The organism is Rhizobium leguminosarum, from assembly GCF_010668065.1.
In the GTDB taxonomy this organism is placed as follows: domain Bacteria; phylum Pseudomonadota; class Alphaproteobacteria; order Rhizobiales; family Rhizobiaceae; genus Rhizobium; species Rhizobium leguminosarum_S.
Genome location: NZ_WUEN01000003.1, coordinates 430,835 through 451,736, shown reverse-complemented (window position 1 = coordinate 451,736; position 20,902 = coordinate 430,835). Strand labels below are relative to the sequence as shown.

Annotated in this window: 21 protein-coding genes; 5 read left to right on the top strand and 16 right to left on the bottom strand. The window is 62.4% G+C overall.

Going from position 1 to position 20,902, the window contains the following annotated elements; all coding sequences use genetic code 11:
• Positions 1–20 precede the first annotated feature (20 nt).
• The 8 genes from eutC to GR198_RS10470 all read right to left on the bottom strand — a co-directional run bounded on the left by eutC (position 21) and on the right by GR198_RS10470 (position 7,390).
• Positions 21–1,013 (bottom strand): ectoine utilization protein EutC, encoded by a 993-nt coding sequence (eutC, locus tag GR198_RS10505; protein WP_128407811.1) that lies wholly within the window; start codon positions 1,011–1,013, stop codon positions 21–23.
• Positions 1,010–2,011 carry a hydroxyectoine utilization dehydratase EutB gene (gene eutB, locus GR198_RS10500; protein ID WP_164068786.1) on the bottom strand — a complete coding sequence of 334 codons (1,002 nt, stop codon included), beginning with the start codon at positions 2,009–2,011 and terminating at the stop codon, positions 1,010–1,012. Before eutB ends, eutC begins: the two co-directional genes overlap by 4 nt.
• Before the next feature lie 4 nt (positions 2,012–2,015).
• Positions 2,016–2,795, bottom strand: coding sequence for an ectoine utilization protein EutA (eutA, locus tag GR198_RS10495; RefSeq protein WP_164068784.1), 780 nt, complete (start codon positions 2,793–2,795; stop codon positions 2,016–2,018).
• A 2-nt stretch (positions 2,796–2,797) separates the two neighbouring features.
• On the bottom strand, positions 2,798–3,457 hold the full coding sequence (gene ehuD, locus GR198_RS10490; RefSeq protein ID WP_164068782.1) for an ectoine/hydroxyectoine ABC transporter permease subunit EhuD: 660 nt from the start codon (positions 3,455–3,457) through the stop codon (positions 2,798–2,800).
• A gap of 4 nt (positions 3,458–3,461) precedes the next feature.
• A complete protein-coding gene (ehuC, locus tag GR198_RS10485) occupies positions 3,462–4,121 on the bottom strand; it encodes an ectoine/hydroxyectoine ABC transporter permease subunit EhuC (RefSeq protein ID WP_024319776.1) in 660 nt (219 codons plus the stop codon).
• Positions 4,122–4,191: 70 nt separating this feature from the next.
• Entirely contained in the window at positions 4,192–5,040 is an 849-nt protein-coding gene (gene ehuB, locus GR198_RS10480) for an ectoine/hydroxyectoine ABC transporter substrate-binding protein EhuB (RefSeq protein WP_164068780.1), read from the bottom strand.
• 56 nt (positions 5,041–5,096) lie between these two features.
• On the bottom strand, positions 5,097–5,882 hold the full coding sequence (gene ehuA / locus GR198_RS10475) for an ectoine/hydroxyectoine ABC transporter ATP-binding protein EhuA (protein WP_164037815.1): 786 nt from the start codon (positions 5,880–5,882) through the stop codon (positions 5,097–5,099).
• A gap of 122 nt (positions 5,883–6,004) precedes the next feature.
• Positions 6,005–7,390: a MocR-like ectoine utilization transcription factor EhuR gene (locus GR198_RS10470; RefSeq protein ID WP_164068778.1), complete on the bottom strand. Its 1,386-nt coding sequence runs from the start codon at positions 7,388–7,390 to the stop codon at positions 6,005–6,007.
• Positions 7,391–7,491: 101 nt separating this feature from the next.
• On the opposite strand from GR198_RS10470, the gene GR198_RS10465 reads away from it, so the two are divergent.
• The 5 genes from GR198_RS10465 (at position 7,492) to GR198_RS10445 (ending at position 12,683) form a co-directional block, all read left to right on the top strand.
• The gene (locus tag GR198_RS10465; protein ID WP_164068776.1) at positions 7,492–7,989 is read left to right on the top strand and encodes an Lrp/AsnC family transcriptional regulator; all 498 of its coding nucleotides are present in this window, start codon (positions 7,492–7,494) and stop codon (positions 7,987–7,989) included.
• 120 nt (positions 7,990–8,109) lie between these two features.
• On the top strand, positions 8,110–9,606 hold the full coding sequence (locus GR198_RS10460; RefSeq protein ID WP_164068774.1) for an NAD-dependent succinate-semialdehyde dehydrogenase: 1,497 nt from the start codon (positions 8,110–8,112) through the stop codon (positions 9,604–9,606).
• Between the two features lie 44 nt (positions 9,607–9,650).
• Positions 9,651–11,030: an aspartate aminotransferase family protein gene (locus GR198_RS10455; protein WP_164024436.1), complete on the top strand. Its 1,380-nt coding sequence runs from the start codon at positions 9,651–9,653 to the stop codon at positions 11,028–11,030.
• A 14-nt stretch (positions 11,031–11,044) separates the two neighbouring features.
• Positions 11,045–12,118, top strand: a complete 1,074-nt coding sequence (locus GR198_RS10450) for an alcohol dehydrogenase family protein (RefSeq protein WP_164024435.1) — start codon at positions 11,045–11,047, stop codon at positions 12,116–12,118.
• Positions 12,119–12,287: 169 nt separating this feature from the next.
• Entirely contained in the window at positions 12,288–12,683 is a 396-nt protein-coding gene (locus GR198_RS10445) for a DUF4112 domain-containing protein (RefSeq protein ID WP_164024434.1), read from the top strand.
• 498 nt (positions 12,684–13,181) lie between these two features.
• Here the strand turns inward: GR198_RS10445 and GR198_RS10440 are convergent, their stop codons facing one another.
• From GR198_RS10440 to GR198_RS10405, 8 genes are all read right to left on the bottom strand, one after another.
• Positions 13,182–13,766: a dihydrofolate reductase family protein gene (locus tag GR198_RS10440; RefSeq protein WP_164024433.1), complete on the bottom strand. Its 585-nt coding sequence runs from the start codon at positions 13,764–13,766 to the stop codon at positions 13,182–13,184.
• A gap of 109 nt (positions 13,767–13,875) precedes the next feature.
• Entirely contained in the window at positions 13,876–14,949 is a 1,074-nt protein-coding gene (locus GR198_RS10435; RefSeq protein ID WP_204337060.1) for an RNA polymerase subunit sigma-70, read from the bottom strand.
• A 225-nt stretch (positions 14,950–15,174) separates the two neighbouring features.
• Positions 15,175–16,140, bottom strand: coding sequence for an ROK family protein (locus GR198_RS10430; protein ID WP_164069047.1), 966 nt, complete (start codon positions 16,138–16,140; stop codon positions 15,175–15,177).
• A gap of 14 nt (positions 16,141–16,154) precedes the next feature.
• Entirely contained in the window at positions 16,155–16,856 is a 702-nt protein-coding gene (locus GR198_RS10425; RefSeq protein ID WP_164068771.1) for a ribulose-phosphate 3-epimerase, read from the bottom strand.
• 4 nt (positions 16,857–16,860) lie between these two features.
• Complete coding sequence (locus GR198_RS10420; protein WP_164051640.1) at positions 16,861–17,670, bottom strand: alpha/beta fold hydrolase; 810 nt, start codon at positions 17,668–17,670, stop codon at positions 16,861–16,863.
• Positions 17,667–18,512: a sugar phosphate isomerase/epimerase family protein gene (locus GR198_RS10415; protein ID WP_164068769.1), complete on the bottom strand. Its 846-nt coding sequence runs from the start codon at positions 18,510–18,512 to the stop codon at positions 17,667–17,669. Before GR198_RS10415 ends, GR198_RS10420 begins: the two co-directional genes overlap by 4 nt.
• Positions 18,512–19,588: a Gfo/Idh/MocA family protein gene (locus GR198_RS10410; RefSeq protein WP_164068766.1), complete on the bottom strand. Its 1,077-nt coding sequence runs from the start codon at positions 19,586–19,588 to the stop codon at positions 18,512–18,514. The genes GR198_RS10415 and GR198_RS10410 overlap by 1 nt, the downstream gene beginning before the upstream one ends.
• Positions 19,589–19,715: 127 nt before the next feature.
• Positions 19,716–20,861 (bottom strand): ABC transporter ATP-binding protein, encoded by a 1,146-nt coding sequence (locus GR198_RS10405; RefSeq protein WP_164069046.1) that lies wholly within the window; start codon positions 20,859–20,861, stop codon positions 19,716–19,718.
• Between the last annotated feature and the right edge of the window lie 41 nt (positions 20,862–20,902).

The following is a 20,902-nucleotide window of genomic DNA, read 5'->3' as shown; positions in this document are numbered from 1 at the left end:
CATTTCCGGCGCCGCGCCGGTCAGCTTTCGAACGTGGCCCCGGCATTTGCCGCACCGGCGCGGGCAAAGGCGAGGGTGGCGATGGCGGTGTCCTGGATGCCGGTCCCGGTCAGGTCCGCGATGGTGATCTGGTCGTTGCGCGTCCGTCCCGGCGTCAGGCCGGCAACGATCTGGCCGAGCTCTGCAAAGACCGCGTCGGCCGTGACCAGGCCAGCGTCGATTGCGTGATGCAACTCGCCGAGACGCCGCGTCTGCTTCAAGCTGTCGGCGACATAGACGTCGGCACCCGCAACGGCGGCCGGATCGATCTCGTTCTTGTGCTCCGCATCCGAGCCCATGGCCGTCAGATGCTGTCCGGGCTCCAACCATCCGACCTCGATGATCGGGATTTCGGAAGGCGTGGTGGTGACGATAAGGTCGGCGCCGGTCATTGCGCCTCTGGCGTCCGGTGTCGCGGTGACAGGAAACCCGAGCTTTCCGGCCAATTCCTCTGCCACGCTTTGCGCCTTGGCGGCATCGCGCGCCCATATCCTCGCTTCGCGGATCGGCCGGACCAGCGTCAGCGCCTCGAGCTGCAGCCGGGCCTGCATGCCGGCGCCGAAGATCGCGGCCACGGACGCATTTTCCCGCGACAGATGTTTCGCCGCGACGGCGCCGGCTGCTGCCGTGCGCACGTCGGTGAGATAGCCGTTGTCCAGCAGCAGCGCCTGTACCAGTCCGGTTCGGCTCGACAGCAGCACCATCATGCCGTTGGTACTCGGCAGGCCGATCTGGGGGTTGTCGAAGAAACCGGGGCTGATCTTGATCGCGAAGCCCTCGATGCCAGGCACATAGGCCGTCTTCACATCGACTTCGCCCCGATATTCCGGAATGTCGAGCCGCAGGATCGGCGGCATGGCGACAGCCTTGGTCGCAAGCGCTGCGAAAGCCTCCTCGATGCAGGCGACCGTATCTCGGTCGAGCCCGATGACTTTCCTCAATTCTGCTTCCGTCAGAATGATCATCCGGCTCATGGTCCCTCCTCGCCGTAGAGCGGCTGTGTACCGTTGATCACCCGAAGGTGCTGCTCCATGTCGACATTCGCCCCGGACAGGATCGCGACGATGGGACCTCCGCCCCTGATTTTTCCAGCAAGCAGTGCGGCGATGCCGACCGCGCCAGCGCCTTCGACGACCTGGCGTTCGCAGGCATAGGCATGGCGCATGCCCACGGCGATTTCCGCCTCGGTCAGCAAGATGACGTCGTCGAGAAGGTCTCGGCACATGGCAAAGGTCACGCGATTGTCGAGGCCGATGCCGCCGCCGAGCGAGTCGGCAAGGGTCGATACCTCCTCGACCTGCACCGGCCGTCCGGCATCGAGGCTTGCCTTCATCGCGGCACCCTTCTCCATCGTCAGGCCGATCACTTTGGTCGTCGGACTGATGCCTTTGACCGCAGCAGCAACTCCCGCCGCAAGGCCGCCGCCCGAGAGCGGCACCAGCACGATTGCCGTCTCCGGCAAGACGTCGATGATTTCGAGCCCCAGCGTTCCCTGCCCGGCCACGACATCAGGATCATCGAAGGGCGGGACCATCACCAGCCCCTCCTCGCGAACCAGCCGGTCGACCTCCTGTTGCGCCTCGTCCTGCGATAATCCGACGATGCGGACATCGGCCCCGAGGCGGCGGATTTCCGAAACCTTGTTGTCCGGCACCAGCCGCGACATGCAGATGGTCGCGACAGCACCCTCCGCCTTTGCCGCATAGGCAAGTGCCCGGCCGTGATTTCCGGTCGAGGCCGCGACGACGCCGCGCGAGCGCTCTGCCGGCGACAAGGAGAGCATCGCATTGGTTGCCCCACGCAGTTTGAAGCTGCCGGTCGTCTGGTGATGCTCGAGCTTGAGATGGACAGGCACGCCGGCCAATTCGCCAAGGGAAGCGGACTGCACCATCGGCGTGCCGATCACGCGGCCGGCAATCCGGCGCGCCGCGGCGCGGATATCCTCCAGCGAAACGGGCAAGGCGCTCACCATGATCTCAGCCTTCCCGATAGGGCTTGGTCATCAATTGACCGAGTTCGGGCCGCGCCCGATCATCGCCGCAAAGCCGCAGGCAAGCCCAGGCGGTCGCGAGATTGCTGGTGACCACCGGCTTGCCGATTTCAGCCTCGATCCGGGCCGCGACCTCTGCTGCCCGCACCGCCGTACAGGAGATAAACAGCGCGTCCGACTGCGGCACCAGCGCCTGGTGCGCGAAGGCAAGGATCTCGTCCGGCGCGATCCGCGCCATCTCGCGGTCATCGGTCAGGCCGAGACAGGTGAAGCGGTCGATCGCAAAGCCGAGATCCGAAAAATAGTCCGCCATCGGCCGGCTGGTCTCGATCGTATAGGGCGTCAGCACCGAAATCCGTCTGGCGCCCAGCGCCTTCAGGCCGGTCACGGCGGCAGCCGTCGGCGTCACGACGGGAACGTCGGGCTTGGCCGCATGGATCGCCGCCTCGATGTTCCGGTCGCCGATCACCACCGAGGCGGAGGTGCAGGAATAGACGATGGCATCGAGCGCCTCCTCCGGCAGGATCAGTGCCGCGCCTTCGGTCAGCGACGGCTGCATCTTCAGGAGATTTTCCGGCGTGACCGGATTGGCATAATGGATGCGGCTGACATAGACGCCGAGGCGATCGCTGGCGACCATGCGCTGGAAGTCGACTTCCGTCGTATGGTCCGTCGCGAGGATGACCAAGCCGATGCGCTTTTCGAGCGGCCGGTCCTCCAGCCGCGGCGGCCGGCTGGCAGCGATGATCTCGATCTCTACGGTCATGGTCAGTCATCCATCCTGGCGTAGCGTTCCTCGAGCCAGCGTAATCCCACCACCGAGATCAGGCTGATGACGAGGAAGAAGATGCCGACCAGCGTCATCGGCTCGATGTAGCGGTAGTTGCTGTTGGCGATGCTCTTTGCCTGGTTCATGAGTTCGAGCACGGTGATCGCCGAAAGCAGCGGCGTCTCCTTGAACATGGCGATGAAATAATTGGCGAGCGCCGGGATCATCGGCGGGATCGCCTGCGGCAGGATCACGTGGATCCAGGCCTGGCGCGTCGACAGATTGGTGGCCTTGGCCGCCTCCCATTGTCCGCGCGGCACATTCTCGATGCCGGCGCGATAGACCTCGGCGGTATAGGTCGCATAGTGAATGCCCATGCCGATGACACCTGCGATCAGCGGCGCCAGCCGGATGCCGATATCCGGCAGCACGTAGAAGATAAAGTAGAGCTGCACCAGCAATGGCGTGCCGCGGATGAATTCCGAAACGAAAGCGACCGTCCTGGAAATGCCGGCGACCGGTGAGCGCCGCGCAATGGCGAGCCCCAGGCCGACGATCATGGCGACGGCAGCGCCGAGGATGGTGGCGAGAAGAGTGATCTTGAACCCTTCGAGAAGGGTCGGCATGATCTGCCAGACGAAGTCCCAATCCCATTCCATTTGATCAGGTCCTTATGCCGTCGAGGCTGCGCGCCATCCGCCGCTCCAGCCAACGCATCGTCGCGGAGATCGCCGAGGCCATGAGAAAATAGAGGATAAGGATCGTCGCGAAGGGCACCAGCGTATTGCCGGTCTGCGCCCGCACCACCTGCGCCTGGAACGTCATATCCGTCAGCGAGATCAGCGACACGACGGCCGTGCCCTTCAGGAGTTCGATCGCATTGTTGCAGAAGGTCGGCAGCATCAGCGGCAGCGCCTGCGGCAGGATGACGTGGCGCATGCGCTGGGTTCGCGAAAGGTTGAGCGCGATGCAGGCTTCCGACTGTTCGCGCCCGACAGCCTTGACGGCGCCGCGCACCACTTCCGCCGCATAGGCGCCGACATTCAGCCCGAGCGCCAGCACGCCCGCCTGCAGCGGCGTCAGGGTCAAGCCCGCAAAAGGCAGTACGAAATAGACCCAGAAGAGCTGGACGAAGATCGAGGTGCCGCGGAAGAACTCGATATAGGCCGTCGCCAGAGCCCGCACGGCGAAGAAGCGCGACAACCGGCCGAGGCCGGCCAGGAAGGCCATGACCAGCGCCAGCGCAGACCCCATGATCGTCAGTTCGAGCGTCACCAGGGCGCCCTCAAGGATCAGTGTCAGATAGCCGGACCATACCGACATCGGCAACTCACTTCTCTGGAGATAGGACGATCCGGCCATGCCTGGGGCATGGCCGGTTGCTTACCCTTTGTTACTTCGCCGCAGCGCAGAGCTTTTCGCGGCTCGTCGACATCGCCGCCTTGGCCGAGAAGCCGTAGGGCTCGATGATCTTGGCGAATTCGCCGGATTCCTTCAGCTTCTTCAGCTCGACATCGAAGGCGTCGCGGAGCGCAACGTCCTGCTTGCGGAAGGCCGCGCCATCGCAATAGACCGGCGCATTGACGACGGGAGCGACGGTTTCAAGGTTCGGATCGTTTGCCTTGGCCATCAGATCGTGGATCGACAGAACCGGCAGCGAGTAGACGTCGATGCGGCCGTCCTGCAGCATCTTGATGCCGCTCTGGCCATCCGGAACGACGATGACGCGGTCGCGCGGCACGCCGGCCTCGAGCGCCAGCTTCTCCTCGGTGCCGCCGCCCGGCGCGCCGATCTTGGCGTCCGGATTGTCGGCGATGTCCTTGTAGCTCGTCAGCTTCAGCGGGTTGCCCTTCTTGAGAGCGAAAGCCTCGGCGTCGCAGAGGATCGGTTCGGAATAAGCGACGGCGTTGCAGCGCTCGGGCTTCATGAAGAGGCCTGCGGTGATCGCGTCGTGGCGGCCGGCCTGCAGGCCGGGGATCATTGCGCCATATTCCGAGATCGAGGCGACCACTTCCTTGACGCCCAGCTTTTCGAAGATTGCGCGCGCCACATCGGGTGCAGCCCCGGACACCTTGCCGTCGGCGCCGACAGCGGTGAACGGCGGCTCGTTGGCGATGGCGATACGCGCAAAGCCTTGCTCCTTCAGCTGCTCGAGCTTGTCATCGGCGGCGGAGGCCGGGCCGGCCGCTGTGACCAGAAGCACCGACAGGCTGGCGGCGCTCAAAAGATATCTTGTTTTCATCGTTCCCAACTCCTCTGATTTTCCTTGAGTTTTGTTCTTGCGGGCAATGTCTGAGGTCAGATGCGGTGCCCCGCCGCAATGATCTTGCGCAGGAAGGTCTGCGTCCTCTCCTGCGTCGGATTGCGAAAGATGTCGCCCGGCTTGCCTTCCTCGACGATCTTGCCGCGATCGAAAAAGAGCACACGGTCGGCGAAATCATGGGCGAAGCCCATTTCATGGGTGACGAGAAGCATGGTCATGTCGGTCTCGGAGGCCAGCCGCCGCATGACGTTCAGCACCTCCTCGACCAGTTCCGGGTCAAGCGCCGAGGTCACCTCGTCGAACAGCATGATCTTCGGCGACAGCGCCAGTGCCCGGGCAATGGCGACGCGCTGCTTCTGCCCGCCGGAAAGCTGCGCCGGAACGCTCTTTGCCTTGTCGGCCAGGCCGACCATGTCGAGAAGCTCCATCGCCCGCTTTTCGGCCTGCGGCCGCTTGATGCCCTTCGTCAGCATCGGCGCCAGCGTCACGTTATCGAGCACGCATTTATGCGGGAACAGATTGAAATGCTGAAAGACCATGCCGATCTTTTCGCGCATCCGATGCAGATGCCGCTCATCAGCCGGCACTAGCCCGCCGCCATTTGGCATATGGTAGAGCTGTTCGCCGTCGACCTCGATATGGCCGCCGCTGATCGTCTCCAACGTCATCAGAATGCGCAGGATCGTCGTCTTGCCTGAGCCGGATGGCCCGATCAGCGCCAGCTTCTCGCCCGGCATGACATTCATCGACAGGCCGTCGAGCACGGTCAGCGGGCCGTATTTCTTGACGATGTTGTCGATGCGGATGATGGGCGGAAGCATTCATGTCTCTCCCTGTTGAGACAAGCAATGTCCTAACGATGACGGCCCATCAAAATCATGTCAATTCGTAAAATAATATCATGACAATTATTCTGCACACGCTCAAATACAAGGCAACGGTATCAGATCGCAAGCAGCAGCTCTTGCGGATTGCCTTGCGCCAATGAGGCGACGATGCCAAGTCCGGTCCGAAGCTCGCTTTCGGTCGTCGAACCCAGCGAGATGCGCACGGCCGGCGTCCAGCCCTGATCGGTGGTGTGGAACGATTTACCGGGCGCGATCGCCACGCCGCGCAGCCTTGCCTGCGATACGAAACCGTCCTCCGTATGGTTGCCGGAGAGCGGCAGCCAGACGTGCAGGCTTTGCGGATGCGCCCGGTACGGCAGGCCGGCCAGCATCTCCGCCGCGATCGCGTGCCGGCTCAAAAGGGCACGGCGCTGCCAGTTGACGAGTTCCATCGCCGTGCCGTCGCTGACCCAGCGGGTGGCGATCTCGGCCATGGCAGGCGTCGCCATCCAGTTGGAGACGAGATGCCGGTTGGCGACGGCGGCGACATAGCGGTCGGGCGCGGTGAGATAGCCGATCCGCAGGCCCGGAACGGTAATCTTCGTGAAGCTCGTGACGTAGAGGGTCCGTTCCGGCGCAAACGCGGCCATCGGCGGCGCACGACCCTCGACCATCGGGCCGAGAATATCGTTTTCGATGATCGCGATATCATGTTTCGCAGCGACGCTGGCAAGCGCCTGCCTGCGCTCCGCGCTCATCAGCGCCGCCATCGGATTGATCACCGAGGGCTGCAGGAAAACGGCCCGGATCGGTCCCTTTCGGCAGGCTTCGTCCAGTGCTTCGGGGATCATGCCCTCCTCGTCGATCGCCAGCCCTTCGAGGTGCAGGCCGAGATAGGTGGAGAGCGGAACGAGCGTATGATGGCTGATCGCTTCGGTCGCAACCGTCGAGCCGGGCGGGGCGACACTCATCAGCGCCACCGTCATGCCCGATGTTGCACCGTTCGTCACGCTGATGTTCAGCGGCGATACCTCCAGCCCGCAGCGCGCCAGCCATTCCGTGGCGACGACGCGATGGCGCGGAAACACCATGTTCGGCCTGAAGGAAAGGGCCGAGCTGGATGGCAGGTTTTCCGAAAGCCAGCCGAAGGCCTGCCGCAGCCTTTCCAAATGGATCTGCTCGCAGACCGGTTTCAGGATCGACAGATCGATCACCTCGCCCAGCCTTTCCGGCAGGTAGGGCGGCTCCGGCTCGCGCGGCCTGGTCTGGACGAAGCTGCCGCGTCCGATCTCGCCTGATATCAGCCCCCGGCGGATCAACTCGTCATAGGCGCGGCTGACCGTCTGCACCGAGAGATGCAGATCATCCGCCATCTTGCGGTGCGGCGGCAATTGTGCACCATCGGTGAGCTTGCCGTCCGTGATCGCGTTTGCGATCTGTTCAGCAAGCGAGAGATAGGCCGGACGGCGGAGTTGCGAGGGATCGGGGCGCCACTTTGTCATGATTTTAACACTGCTGAAAATCAGTTCAATTGACAATGCAAAAATGCGCTCCCATTGTCTTTTCCCTGCGTTTGAAATGATTTCTTTCTAAAGAAAGCACCATGAAGCTCGACGCCATCGACCTGCGCATTCTCGACGCCGTCCAGCGCGACGGCCGCATCACCAAACTGGCGCTGGCCGAAAAGGCTGGGCTGTCGCCGACGCCGTGCTGGATGCGGCTACGCAAGCTCGAAAAGGCCGGGATCATCACCGGTTACCACGCGCGCGTCGCGCCACGGCGCATCGCGCCGGTTGCCAGCGTGATGATGGAAGTGACGCTCGCCAACCATCGCCAGGTGGATTTCGAGCGCTTCGAGCGTGCCATCAGCGCAATCCCGGAGATTGTCGCCTGCTGGTCGGTCGGCGGCGGCGTCGATTACATTCTGAAGATCATCGCGCCCGATATCGACGCCTATCAGCGGCTGGTCGACGGGCTTCTCGACCGCGAACTGGGCATCGACCGTTACTTCACCTACATCGTCACCAAGACGGTCAAGGAGGACACAGTCCTTCCGGTCTCTTCCTTCACTGCCATCGGTGAAGAACAGAGCGCGTCGTAGACAATCTCTCTGCCAGGCCGCCGTTCTTTAGACCATCTCTCTCTTTTCGCATCCGCCAACAGACAATCTCTCGCCCGCTCCCGTGGAAGACTTGCGTCAACCGCCACGAGGAGAATGGATATGACCGCCGTTTTTGCCCGCCCCGCCTATCATGACGCGCTGTCGCGGCTCGCCGACCGTCATCTCCTGCGCGATCTCGCCTATGTCGGCGGCCGGTGGATCGCCGGCAAATCAGGGAAAAGTTTCGAGGTCACCGATCCCGCCTCTTCGGCGACGCTGGCCTGGGTTGCTAGCCTTGGCGCGGATGAGACGGCAGTGGCGATCGATGCTGCGTCGGAGGCTTTTGCCGGCTGGCGCGCAATGCTGCCGCAGAGCCGCGCGGCGATCCTGCGCAAATGGTTTGAGCTGATGCTTGCGGCCAAAGAGGATCTGGCGCTGATCATGACGCTCGAACAGGGCAAGCCGCTGGCGGAATCGCGTGGCGAGATCGATTACGCCGCCTCCTTCGTCGAATGGTATGCCGAGGAAGGCAAGCGGCTGAACGCCGAGAGCGTCACCAGCCATCTGCCCGGCGCGGAAATGATCGTTCGGCGCGAGGCGCTCGGCGTCGTCGGCATCGTCACGCCCTGGAATTTCCCCTCTGCCATGCTCACCCGAAAGGTTGCCGCAGCGCTGGCCGCCGGCTGCACGGTCGTCGCCCACCCCTCCTCCGAGACGCCGCTTTCGGCACTTGCCCTTGCCGAGCTCGGCGAGCGGGCCGGCGTTCCCGCCGGCGTCTTCAACGTGGTCACCGGCAATGCCGCTACGATCGTCGGGCGCATGTGCGCCGACAATCGCGTGCGCGCCATGAGCTTCACCGGCTCTACCGGGATCGGACGGCTGATCGCCGCCCAATGCGCACCCACCTTGAAGCAATTGGTGATGGAACTCGGCGGCCACGCCCCGCTGATCATCTTCGATGACGCCGATATATCAAAGGCGGTCGAGATCGCCGTCAACGCCAAGTTTGCCACATCCGGCCAGGATTGCCTCGCCGCCAACCGCATCTTCGTCCAACGGCGGATCGCCGATGCTTTTGCCAAGGCCTTCGCAGACCGCATTGCCGAACTCAAGGTTGGCCCGGGCCTCGAAGATAGCGCCGAGATCGGACCGCTGATGCATGAACGCGCCGTCGCCAAGGTCGAGGAACAGGTCGCCGACGCGCTGGCGCATGGCGCACGGCTCGTCACCGGCGGCAAGCGTCACAAGAACGGCCGGCTTTTCTACGAGCCGACGCTGTTGACCGATGTGCCGGCGGATGCGCTGATCATGCGCGAGGAGACCTTCGGGCCTGTGGCGGCCATGACCGCCTTCGACACGGAAGACGAGGTTGTCGCCCGCGCCAACGACACCGAATACGGCCTCGTCGCCTATATCGTCACGGAGAACGGCGCCCGCCAGATGCGCCTCGGCCGCGCACTGGAATACGGCATGGTGGCCGTCAACCGGGTGAAGATCACCGGCGCTCCCATTCCCTTCGGCGGCTGGAAGCAGTCCGGCCTCGGCCGCGAGGGGTCACGCCATGGGCTCGAGGCCTTCACCGAGCTCAAATATCTCTGCATCGATACGGCCGCCTGACTCCATTTCAAGTGAGACCCCATTTTCAAGAAAGAGGCTACGACATGCTCGACAGAAGCAACGAACTCACCGCCTGGGACCGCGATCACTTCTTCCACCCCTCGACCCATATGGGCGGGCATGCCCGCGGCGAGACGCCGACCCGTGTCGTTGCCGGCGGCGAAGGCGTCTACATCACCGACACGACAGGCCGCAAAAGCCTCGACGCCTTTGCCGGCCTCTATTGCGTCAATGTCGGCTACGGCCGCCAGAAGATTGCCGACGCGATCGCCGAACAGGCGAAGAACCTCGCCTATTACCACGCCTATGTCGGCCACGGCACGGAAGCCTCGATTACGCTGTCGAAGATGATCATCGACCGCGCGCCCGCCGGCATGAGCCGCGTCTATTTCGGTCTCTCCGGCTCGGATGCCAACGAGACCAACATCAAGCTCATCTGGTACTACAACAACATCCTTGGCCGTCCGGAAAAGAAGAAGATCATCTCGCGCTGGCGGGGTTATCATGGCTCCGGCGTCATGACCGGCAGCCTCACCGGCTTGGCACTCTTTCACAACGCTTTCGATCTGCCGCGGGCGCCGGTGCTGCACACCGAAGCACCCTATTATTTCCGCCGCCCCGACCGGTCGATGAGCGAGGAGCAGTTCTCGCAATATTGCGCCGACAAGCTCGAGGAGATGATCATCGCCGAAGGCCCGGAAACAGTCGCCGCCTTCATCGGCGAACCCATCCTCGGCACCGGCGGCATCGTCCCGCCGCCGAAAACCTACTGGCAGAAGATCCAGGCCGTGCTCGACAAATATGACATCCTGCTCGTTGCCGATGAAGTCGTCACCGGCTTCGGCCGCCTCGGTACGATGTTCGGCTCGGATCATTACGGCATGAAGCCGGACCTGATCACCATCGCCAAGGGCCTGACCTCGGCCTACGCTCCCCTTTCCGGCACGATCGTTTCGAACAAGATGTGGCAAGTCCTGGTGCAGGGTTCCGATCAGATGGGAGCGATCGGGCACGGCTGGACCTATTCCGCCCATCCGATCTGTGCTGCCGCAGGCATTGCCAATCTCGAACTGATCGACGAACTCGGCATTGTCGAAAATGCCGGCACGACCGGCACCTATTTCCGCTCGGAACTCGCAAAGGCCGTCGCCGGTCACCGAAACGTCGGCGAAGTCCGCGGCGACGGGCTGATGGCGGCCGTCGAATTCGTCGAGGACAAGGACGATCGAAAGTTCTTCGATGCCGGCCGCAAGATCGGCCCGCAGGTTGCTTCCGCCCTTCTCGAACGCGGCGTCATCGGCCGCGCCATGCCGCAGGGCGATATCCTCGGCTTCGCCCCGCCGCTCTGCCTGACACGCGAGGAGGCCGACATCGTGGTCAAGGCCGCGGCGGACACGATCGAAACCGTCTTCAAGAGCATCTGAGGGAGAAGAGCGGCATGACGATCCCGGAAAAGATGGCGGCCGTATTGCTCACCGGCCATGGCGGTCTGGACAAGCTCGTCTATGACAAGGACGCGCCCGTCCCGAGACCCGCGGACGGCGAGGTTCTGATCCGCGTCACGGCCTGCGGCATGAACAATACCGACGTCTGGGTCCGCCAAGGCGCCTATGGCACCGAGGACGATCCGTCTGCCGTCTCCACATGGCGCAGGCAAGGCAATACGCTGACATTCCCGCGCATCCAAGGTACCGATACGGTCGGTCATATCGTCGGCGTCGGCGCCGGCGTTAATCCGGCGCGCATCGGTGAACGCGTCATGGTCGACTTCTCGATCTATAACCGCGACGACGACAGCCTCGCCGACATCGATTACATGGGCCATGGCCGCGACGGCGGTTATGCCGAATACATGGCACTGCCGGCCGAGAACGCCCATGTCGTCGCAACCGATCTGACCGACGTCGAACTTGCCACTTTCTGCTGCGCCTATCTGACCGGCGAGCGCATGCTGGAACGGGCAAGGCTTGTCGCCGGTGAACGCGTCCTGGTGACCGGCGCCTCGGGTGGCGTCGGCTCGGCGATCATCCAGCTCGCACGTGCCCGCAGCGCCATCCCGATCGCGGTCGCCGGCCCCGGCAAGGAGGCGGCGATGCTCGATATCGGCGCCGAGGCGGTCGTGACCCGCGGCAGGGGCGATCTCGTCGAAGCCGTCCATTCCGCCAGCCGTGGCCAGCCGATCGATGTCGTCGCCGATCTCGTCGGCGGACCGCTGTTCAACGATCTCCTGAAGATCCTGCGCCCCGAAGGCCGCTACACGACGGCCGGCGCCATCGCCGGCCCGGTCGTCCAGCTCGATTTGCGAACCATGTACCTCAAGCAGTTGGAACTGCACGGCTCGAGCCAGGGAAGCCGTGCCGACTTTCGTCGGATCGTCGGCTATATCGAAAGCCGGAAAATCCGGCCTCTCGTCGGCGGCGTCTATCCGCTGTCGGAATTCCACCGCGCACAGACCGATTTCATGGCAAAGAACTTCGTGGGCAAATTGGTCGTGGTTCCCGACGAGAGATGATCTTGCTTTTGCGCCGAACCTTATCGGGTCTGCAGCGTTTCACGGCCATGGAACATCATGATGGCGCCGGGCTTTCGCTGCGTCGGAATATTTCGCAGCAATGCGATGACATCCTTCCCGCGCCCTTACTTGAGGAGGCGGAACGGTCGTTTGCGCCAAAAGGTCGCTGATGCCAGCCTCCGCCAGCACGAAACACCTGACGTCCATCGAACTTGGAAGAATTCGGCGCGCCGTCGGCATAGCGCGCCTGATGGATACCGCGGTCAGATTGCCTGTCATCGGCGTGCGTATCGGTGCGGACTCGATTCTCGGCCTCATCCCGGCCGTCGGCGACATTGCCGCATCCCTCATCGGTCTTCTCATCATCGATGAGGCAAGACGCCTCGGCATTCCCACCCACAAGCTCGCACGCATGGCCGTCAATCTCGGGATCGACGCCGCCGGCGGAACCGTTCCCCTCCTCGGCGATATCTTCGACGTCTATTTCAAATCTCATCGTCGAAACGTCGGCATCATTCTCGACCACTTTGGGATCAGCGAAGACGAGTTGAACCGGCGCATCTGACCAAGCCGATCGTCCCGCGCAGCGATAAAGTCGCAGCATTCACGCCCGCCGCCTCCCCGATCACAATCCCTTGCAGTCCCTCTTCACGAGGAACCTATGCGGGGGTCGGCCGGCATGGAATGCCGGCCGGAAGGTCGGCGTAAAGAAGCCCTGAAGCAGCGCCAGATTTGGGCAATTCGTTTCTTCCTCGATCGGGAGGGGCGCATGCGAGACCGGGCGCGGTTCGATCTCGCAAGTCGGCCATAGAGGCGGGCTTTGCCGTTGCTGAGTGCGGACACGCAGTGCGGGATCAGTAGGCCGTGGTTGCGCCCTATTTGGTCGTAAAGGCAAACCTCTCCTGCGCCCGGAACACTCCTCGCAAGATATGCAATGGTGGTGTTGCGCCGCAATTGCGGTCGTAGCGCCAAACGATCGAATTCGCAGAAGGCACCACGGCCTATTTGAATCGTCTGAACGGCGTCCGCAAACAACCGCAATGCGTGGTGATCCAGCAACGCGTCAGTGCGCCCGACAGTCGTAGTGCAAGGCTGCTATATCTGAGCCTGCGAGTTGGCGCTGGCCCAGCAGCTTGAACGGTGCACTCAAGCCAGGCTCGAATGTACGCACGCCCCCACCCAACACGACGTTGGCCACGAGAAGGTGAAACTCGTCGACAAAGCCATGCGCAAGTAAGTCATTGAAAAGAATGCGGCTGCCAAAGATCAGCAGGTCGTCACCGGCCTGAGCCTTGAGTTCAGCGATCCGCATATGCGCGCGTGTCCTGCTCACCACCTCGGTGCCGGCCCAAGGAGACGTTTTCGCCAGAACCAGCGTGTCGCTGGCGACGAGCTTGCGTGCGGCGTCGACACGCTCGGCGATCTCGCGTTGCACCGGGTCGTTGGTCGGACTGTGATCGACATTCGGCCAATAGGCCTCGAACATGGGGAACGTGACGGCACCGAAGAGCAGCGTGCCCGCGCTGCGCAAGAGTTCAAGGTTGTGGGCGTCAAACGCCTGCCCCATTGGCAGCGTATCAAGCCGGCCATCCGGGCCGGCGCAGTAGTTGTCGAGGGAACTCAGAATACTGACGACGAGCTTGGCCATCGCAAATGTCCTTCTGCTGAACGAGTGATGCAGTCCCGAACCTTTCGGGCCTGTCGTCCCCTTAGAGACACAGCGATGCGGAAACTCATCGCTCTGCGGCGAAAAATTCCTAGTGAAACTCGTCGCGCATTCCGAACCGGCGGCAGACTGCAGGGTCAAGAAAGCTGTCGATGGCAGCAATGTGGCCGTCGTACACGCTCAGCAGCACAACGCCACCCGGCCGAAATCGGTCGTCACCAGCTTGCTTCAGATAGCAGGCGAATCCCGGCTGGCCGTTGCCGCGTAAAGAGTGGAGCCGCCAGGGAGTCTCGAACACGCGTTCTGCGAAGAATTTTCCGACAAACTCGCGGCCACTGAACCATGCCGGCAGCGGCGGCATTGTGAAGCGGACATCATCGGCTAGTAGGTTCACCATTGCTGTGACGTCGCGACATTCCCAAGCGGATACGAAGGCTTGCAGCAGGAGTTCGAGCTCCTGCGCATCAACTCGAAGCATCTCGCGGGACTGCACGGTTGCGGGTTTCTTTGCCCTCACCCTTTGTCGAGAGCGCTGCAACGCACTGTTGACCGAGGCCACGGTGGTTCCAAGGATATCGGCGGTTTCGGTGGCAGAGTACCCAAACACCTCGCGTAGCAGGAGTACGGCGCGCTGCGTGCCGGGCAAGTGCTGTAACATGGCAACGAATGCAAGTCCTATGTATTCGCGACGCAGCAGTATCGCTGCTGGATCTTCGTTGGCCGCACCCCCGTACAGCAGTTCGCTATCCGGCATTGGTTCCAGCCACACAGGCCCCTGCACCGGCTCGCCTAATTCGGTCGTGGACCGAAGCGGCGGGGCGAGATCGCCTGAAGCTAGACGCCGAGGGCGTCTCGAAATCATGCGAAGGCAAATGCGGGTGGCGATGCTATTGAGCCACGTGCCGAGCGAACTGCGTGCCTCGAAAGAGCCTAGGCCACGCCATGCACCGAGTAGTGTCTCCTGCAGAGCATCGTCGGCATCAAAGGGCGAGCCGAGCATGCGATAGCAATGCGTGTGCAGCAGCTTGCGATGGGGCTTCATGAGCTGGTCGAATGCCGATGTGTCACCAGCTCTTGCTTGCTGCAGCCACTCGCTTTCAGCTGGATCGGCAGCTTTCTTTACCACCACCTGTCGCACCGTGTGTTGTGACATGTCGAAAACCATGAGTTGGGCGCGCTATGGCCAGAATGTCCGCTCTCTGAGGGGGCACCTTAGTCTGGACGTTCGCTTCCGAGAAGGTACGTATCTTACCGCTGCGAGCCTCCTCGACCGGCACATGACGTCCTCTCGTCGCCATTTGGACGCCAGGAGCCGCCAGTTCCCTCCCGGCCCCATTTTGGCCAGCGCGATTTCGGTCGCTGCTCACCGGAGCAGATCGGCGGCCTGATTTTATTGATGATCGACCGCAGGGACCTTGCCCATCAGAAACGCCAGAGCTGCTGCGCCAACAAGGCCCGAGTTCTGATCCAACGCCGCCAGCATTACCCTGACATCCTTGAATGCCGGCATCGCCCATTGCGTGATGTAGTCTTGAATGCCCGGTTGCAGCCGCTCGAACTCGTGGGAAAGCCCGCCCCCCATCACGATGATATCGGGACTGAAGATATGGATCAGGCTGGTGAAGCCGCGACCGAGAATTTCCGCTTCCTCGTCAATCAGTTGATTTGCGAGACGATCGCCATCTCTTGCGGCCGCGAAAACGCTGCGGCTGTCGATGGCGCCGCCGTCGCTGCCGATCGTCGTCCCGCCGGATTCCATCGCCCTCATCTGGGCGCGGCGCGCAAAAGCCGTTCCGGATCCGTAGGCCTCGAAACAACCTCTGTTGCCGCAGGGGCAAAGCTCTCCGTTCGGCACGACCGACATGTGCCCGACATGGGCTGCCATGCCCTTCCGGCCGCGCACGACGCGACCGTCCGACACAACGCCACCGCCAATGCCGGTGCTCACGGTGACATAGACCAGATTATCGAGCCCTGTGCCGGCTCCGAACTGCCACTCGCCGATGGCAGCGGCAATAGCATCGTTCTCGAGGTCGACCGGAAACGGAAACCGCTTCTGCAATTCCGCCTTCAGCGGAAAGTCGACAAAGCCGGAGAGGGTCGGGATATGCGAGGCGATACCAGCGACCGTATCGAGCGGGCCGGGAGCGGATACGCCGACGCCCACCACAGAAGCAGGGTTCGATGCTGCAAGCAGTCCATCGGTCAATCCGCAAATCTGGTCGAGCACGCGGGCGGGGCCTGCCAGCGCATCCGTTGATTCCGCTGCACGCGCCAGAATCCTGCCCTGCTCGTCGACGAGGGCAGCGCGCACCTGCGTCCCGCCGAGGTCGATTCCAATGGCAATCTGCTGCATGTGAAGACCATGAGTTAGAGTGCGCGCACCCATGCCATCCGCTCGTCGAGCGACGGCGCATTGAAAGCCAGGGAACCGAGGACCACCGTTTCCGCACCCGACTGGCGCAGAAGCGGCACGGTGTGTTCGCGAATACCGCCGTCGGCGGCCAGCACGATCCGATGAGCCGCACCGCAGCCGGCGATGATCTGCTTTGCCTGCTGAAGCCGCGCTCCGGCCTTCTCGTCGAGGCCTTGGCCCTTCACGCCGATCGCCGTGCCGAGCAGCGTCACAAAGCGCAGCCGGGAAGCGTATTTCTCGACGCGTTCGACAGGGGTATCGACCTTCAGCACCATGCCGGCGGCCACGCCGCGGCGATCGAGAAGATCGAGAGCCTCAGCGGCGACACTTTCGTTTTCAACATGAAGACTGATCAGATCGCTGCCCGCATCGGCGAACTGCTCGATCTGCGACAGAAGGATGCTGTCGGCGACCATCAGGTGAACATGGATCGGGCGCGAGGACACTTTGCGCACACCGGCAACAAGATCAGGGAAAAACAACATTGCCGGCGCGAAATGGCCATCGGCGACATCGATGTGGAGGACGTCGACGTGAGGATCGACACGCGCAAGATCATCCGCCAGATGCACGAGATCGGCGGACCAGACGGAGAATTCGGCAATCAGACGATCCTTCGGAAGATCGGCGATCCAGGACTTGGAGGGGGTCGTCATTGTTTCAGAGCTCCTTCAGAAAATTGCCCATGGCAAGCCGGAAGTCGGCGACGTATTGCGGGCGGCTCTCGGTCTTCGATGTGATCTGCACGAAACGCGCGCCGGCAATGCGCTCGGCAAGAGCACGCGCATGGCCAAGAGGGTGAATGCTGTCCCGATCATGACCGATTATGAGCGTCGGCACGGTGAGATTGCCGACCTCCTCGTCGGTTACATCAGGACCATCATTGGAAATCCTGGTGAGCAGTTCGGCGGTCACATCCAAAGGCGTGCGGGAGAAAAAGCCGGCGAGCGAGGCCAGATTGTCCGGCGCCTCGGCGGCGAGCCGCACGCCCACCGGCCCTGCAAGGAACGCGGTCTTTGCGTCATCCGGCGGCAGAGTTTTCAAAAGCCGCCCGACTTCGGCGTTGGGTGCCATATTCTCCGGCGCGGATGCCGTCAGCCAGGCGGGCCTTGCGATGATCAGAGCCTTGACGAGATCCGGTCGCTTGACCGCCAGACGTAAAGCGATCGCCGCGCCCATCGAGACGCCGCCGATCACGATCGGCGGCGTAAGGTTTTTTTCGATATAGGCGGCGATATCATCGCAGAAGGTCGCGATCGACAACTGCTCCGGATCGCCGGCTTGGGAATGGCCGTGGCCGCGCGCTTCGATCGTAACCCGGCGAAAACCCGCTTCGAGCGGAAAGACCTCATCGGTCTGCGTCGCGTCGCCGCATAAGCCATGCTGGAATATGACGGACGCGCCCTCGCCCGCCATATCGACATTGAGAATGGTCCCATCGCTGGTTTCGAACGGTTGAGCCCGTCTCATCTTCCTGCCCCCGCAGCTTCGCCGCTGAGACTGCTCTTCAGGAAGGTCGCCGCACCGGCCGCCTCCGAAGCCGAAAGGCCATGTGTCACGAGACTGCCCTCGAAGCCGATCGCCTTGAGACGGCCGAGATAATGCGCGTAGTCGAGCACACCTTTGCCGGCGGTCGCAAACCTTCCGTCTTGATTGCGATCTTTCGCATGCGCCATGACGATCCGATCGGCCAGAAGGTCGATGGCGGAAGAGACAATGCTCCGCTGCTCATCCAGCGTCGCGACCTCGAAGAGATTGGCCGGATCGAGCACGATCTTGATGCGGGGGCTCTTCAGTGCCGCGATCAGCCGATAGGCTTTCTCAGCCGAGTTGACGACATTGGCAAGCTCGGGCTCGATGCCGAGATCGACATCGTAACGCTCGGCGATCTCGATGGCCGCGCCCATGGCCTCTAGGAGATCCCGCCAGGCCTCCGGCGTGTCGTTGTCGGCATGCGCCTTCCACTGATCGATGGGGTCGCGTGTGCCGGTGCAGAGCGTGATCAAGGTCGTCGACATGCTGGTGCTGCGCTCGGCCAGAGTCGCGAGGTTGCGAAGGCCGGCCTCGCGCGCGGCGGGGTCCGGATGGATCATGTTGAAAGTGCCGGAAACGGCAACGATCTCGACGCCGCTCGCGCGCGCTGCTTCGGCAACCGAGCGGGCCTGGGCTTCCGTGATGATCTCCGGCATCGGCGAAAGGCCAGAGCAGGCCATGTTATATTGTGCGCAGGTGAACCCTGCGCCAGCGACCGAGTTGAGAACGGTTGCGGGTTCCGTTCCCTCGAAGGTCTTTGCGAAGATGCCGAGCTTCATCACACGCCACCCGTGACGTCCGACAGCGCAACCGCCTTGCCGCTTTCGACGGAGCGCGCAACGGCGACCATGGCCCGGACGGATGCCAGGCCATCATCGATGTCGGCGCCTTCCATCACCGCGCCATCCAGAATGGTGCGGGCGAAGCCTTCGACCTGACGGCGGTAGAAATGGCCGTCGGCACCAAGAACGCGATGGGTGGCGCCGTCCGCTTCCCGGAAAATGTCGACCTCGCTGCTCTTGTAGTACCACGGGTTATAGGTCTTGCCCAAAATGCTGCCGTTCTTGCCGTAGATCTGAAAGCCTTCGTGCCAGTCCATGCGCACCTGGACGGTGAGATCGAGATGGCCGAGCGTGCCGGAGGCAAATTCCACGTCCACGAACCAGCACCAGATACCGGCTCGCTCGGACAGACGAGCGTTGACGGAAACGATGTCGCCGGCGAAATAACGTGCCGTGTCGATCAGATGGCAACCGTGTGCAAGCATATAGTAGCGCCGCAGGTCGGCCTTCGGATTGGCGGAGGGTTTCTTCGCATTGGCGCTGGTGACGATCAGAGGCTGGACCGCATCGGTCATCGGATAGCGGTGCGTGCTGTCGCAATACCATGCTTTCAGAGCGACCATCTCGCCCATTTCATCGCGGATAAACGACTTGGCAGCCTGGAGCCCCGCGTCGAAACGCTTCATGTGCCCGACCTGAAACACCTTCCCAGACTTGTCGACTGCGGCCTTCAGTTCAAGGCATTCCTCGATCGTGACGCCGACCGGTTTTTCGCAGAGAACATGTTTGCCCGCCTGAAGGGCGCGAAGGGAAGCCGGGACGTGAAAGGCATCGGCCGTCGCGATGACCACGGCATCGAGATCGGGATCGGCCAGCATCTTATCGTAGTCATCATAGGTCTTTTCCGCCCCATGGGTGATTGCCATACGTTCGCGGAGATCTTCGGCAACGTCGCAAATCGCATAGAGGTCGGCATTGGCTGCCTTCGTGCAGCTCTCGAAGTGCGCGGCCTGGGCAATCTGGCCCGCTCCCAATACGCCGATGCGGAGACGTCGTTCCTGTTTTGCTGGCATCGATAAGCCCTTTGGATCGGATATTGAAGATGAATGCTGGTTTCGGCGTCGGATGGAATGCTTTCAAACGTCGACGATGTCTTCTGGCTGGGCCGCCAGCAGCGCCTGGTGGCCCTCCCTCGTCACTTCAGAGCGCCATATGCGTTTGAGGATTGAAAAAGTGCAGTTTCGCCGGATCGATGGCCAGATCGATCGATTGGCCCGTCTCGACCGCGCTGACCGCTTCGAACCGCGCGACCGCGTTGGCGGCCCCGCTCAGGTCCTCGACGGCATCGGGATCGCCCGAGTCGATCCGGACCGCGTCGATCTTCAAGTGCACGATCAGCTCGGAGCCGAGCTCTTCGATCGACTTCACGACAACCGGGATGGTCGGATGGGAGGCGCCAGACGGCAACCGGCTGTCGTAGAGGTCCTCCGGCCTGACCCCAAAGATCACGTCCTTTCCCTCGAAGGCGGATAGACCGGGAGCACGCTCGAAGGCGCCGTCGGACAAGGGAATGGAGAAGCCCGACAGATGGATCCGCCCGCTCGACAGACGCCCTTCGAACAGGTTCATCGACGGCGAACCGATAAAGCCGGCGACAAAGGCATTGACCGGGCGGTGATACAAAGCCTTGGGCGTATCCACCTGCTGAAGCACGCCGCCCTTCAGCACCGCGACCCGATCGCCCATGGTCAGCGCTTCGGTCTGGTCGTGCGTGACGTAGATCGTCGTCACGCCCAGCTGTCTCTGCAGGCTGGCGATCTCGGCCCGCATCTGAACACGCAACTTCGCATCAAGATTCGAGAGCGGTTCGTCCATGAGGAAGGCCGCGGGCTCGCGGACCATGGCGCGGCCCATCGCAACTCGCTGGCGCTGGCCGCCGGAGAGCTGTGCGGGTTTGTTGCCCAGCAAGGATTCCAGCTGCAGGATCTTGGCGATCTCGTGCACGCGCTTGGTGCGTTCGGCTTTGTTCTTTCCGGCCAGCTTCATTGAAAAGGCGATGTTGTCGAAGACGGTCATGTGCGGATAAAGCGCATAGCTCTGAAAGACCATGGCAATGTCCCGGTCCTTAGGCGCGAGATCCACGACGTCCTGACCGCCGATGCTCAATGTTCCGCTGCTGATTTCCTCAAGCCCGGCAATCATCCGCAAAGCGGTCGACTTTCCGCATCCGGACGGCCCGACCAGAATCAGAAACTCGCCATCATGGATCGTCAGGCTGAGATCCTTGATCGCATGGTAGCTGTTTCCATAGGTCTTGCAGATTTTGTCGAGTACAACCACAGCCACGTCTCGTCCTCCCGTACCAGTCCGGATCACATCTTCAAACG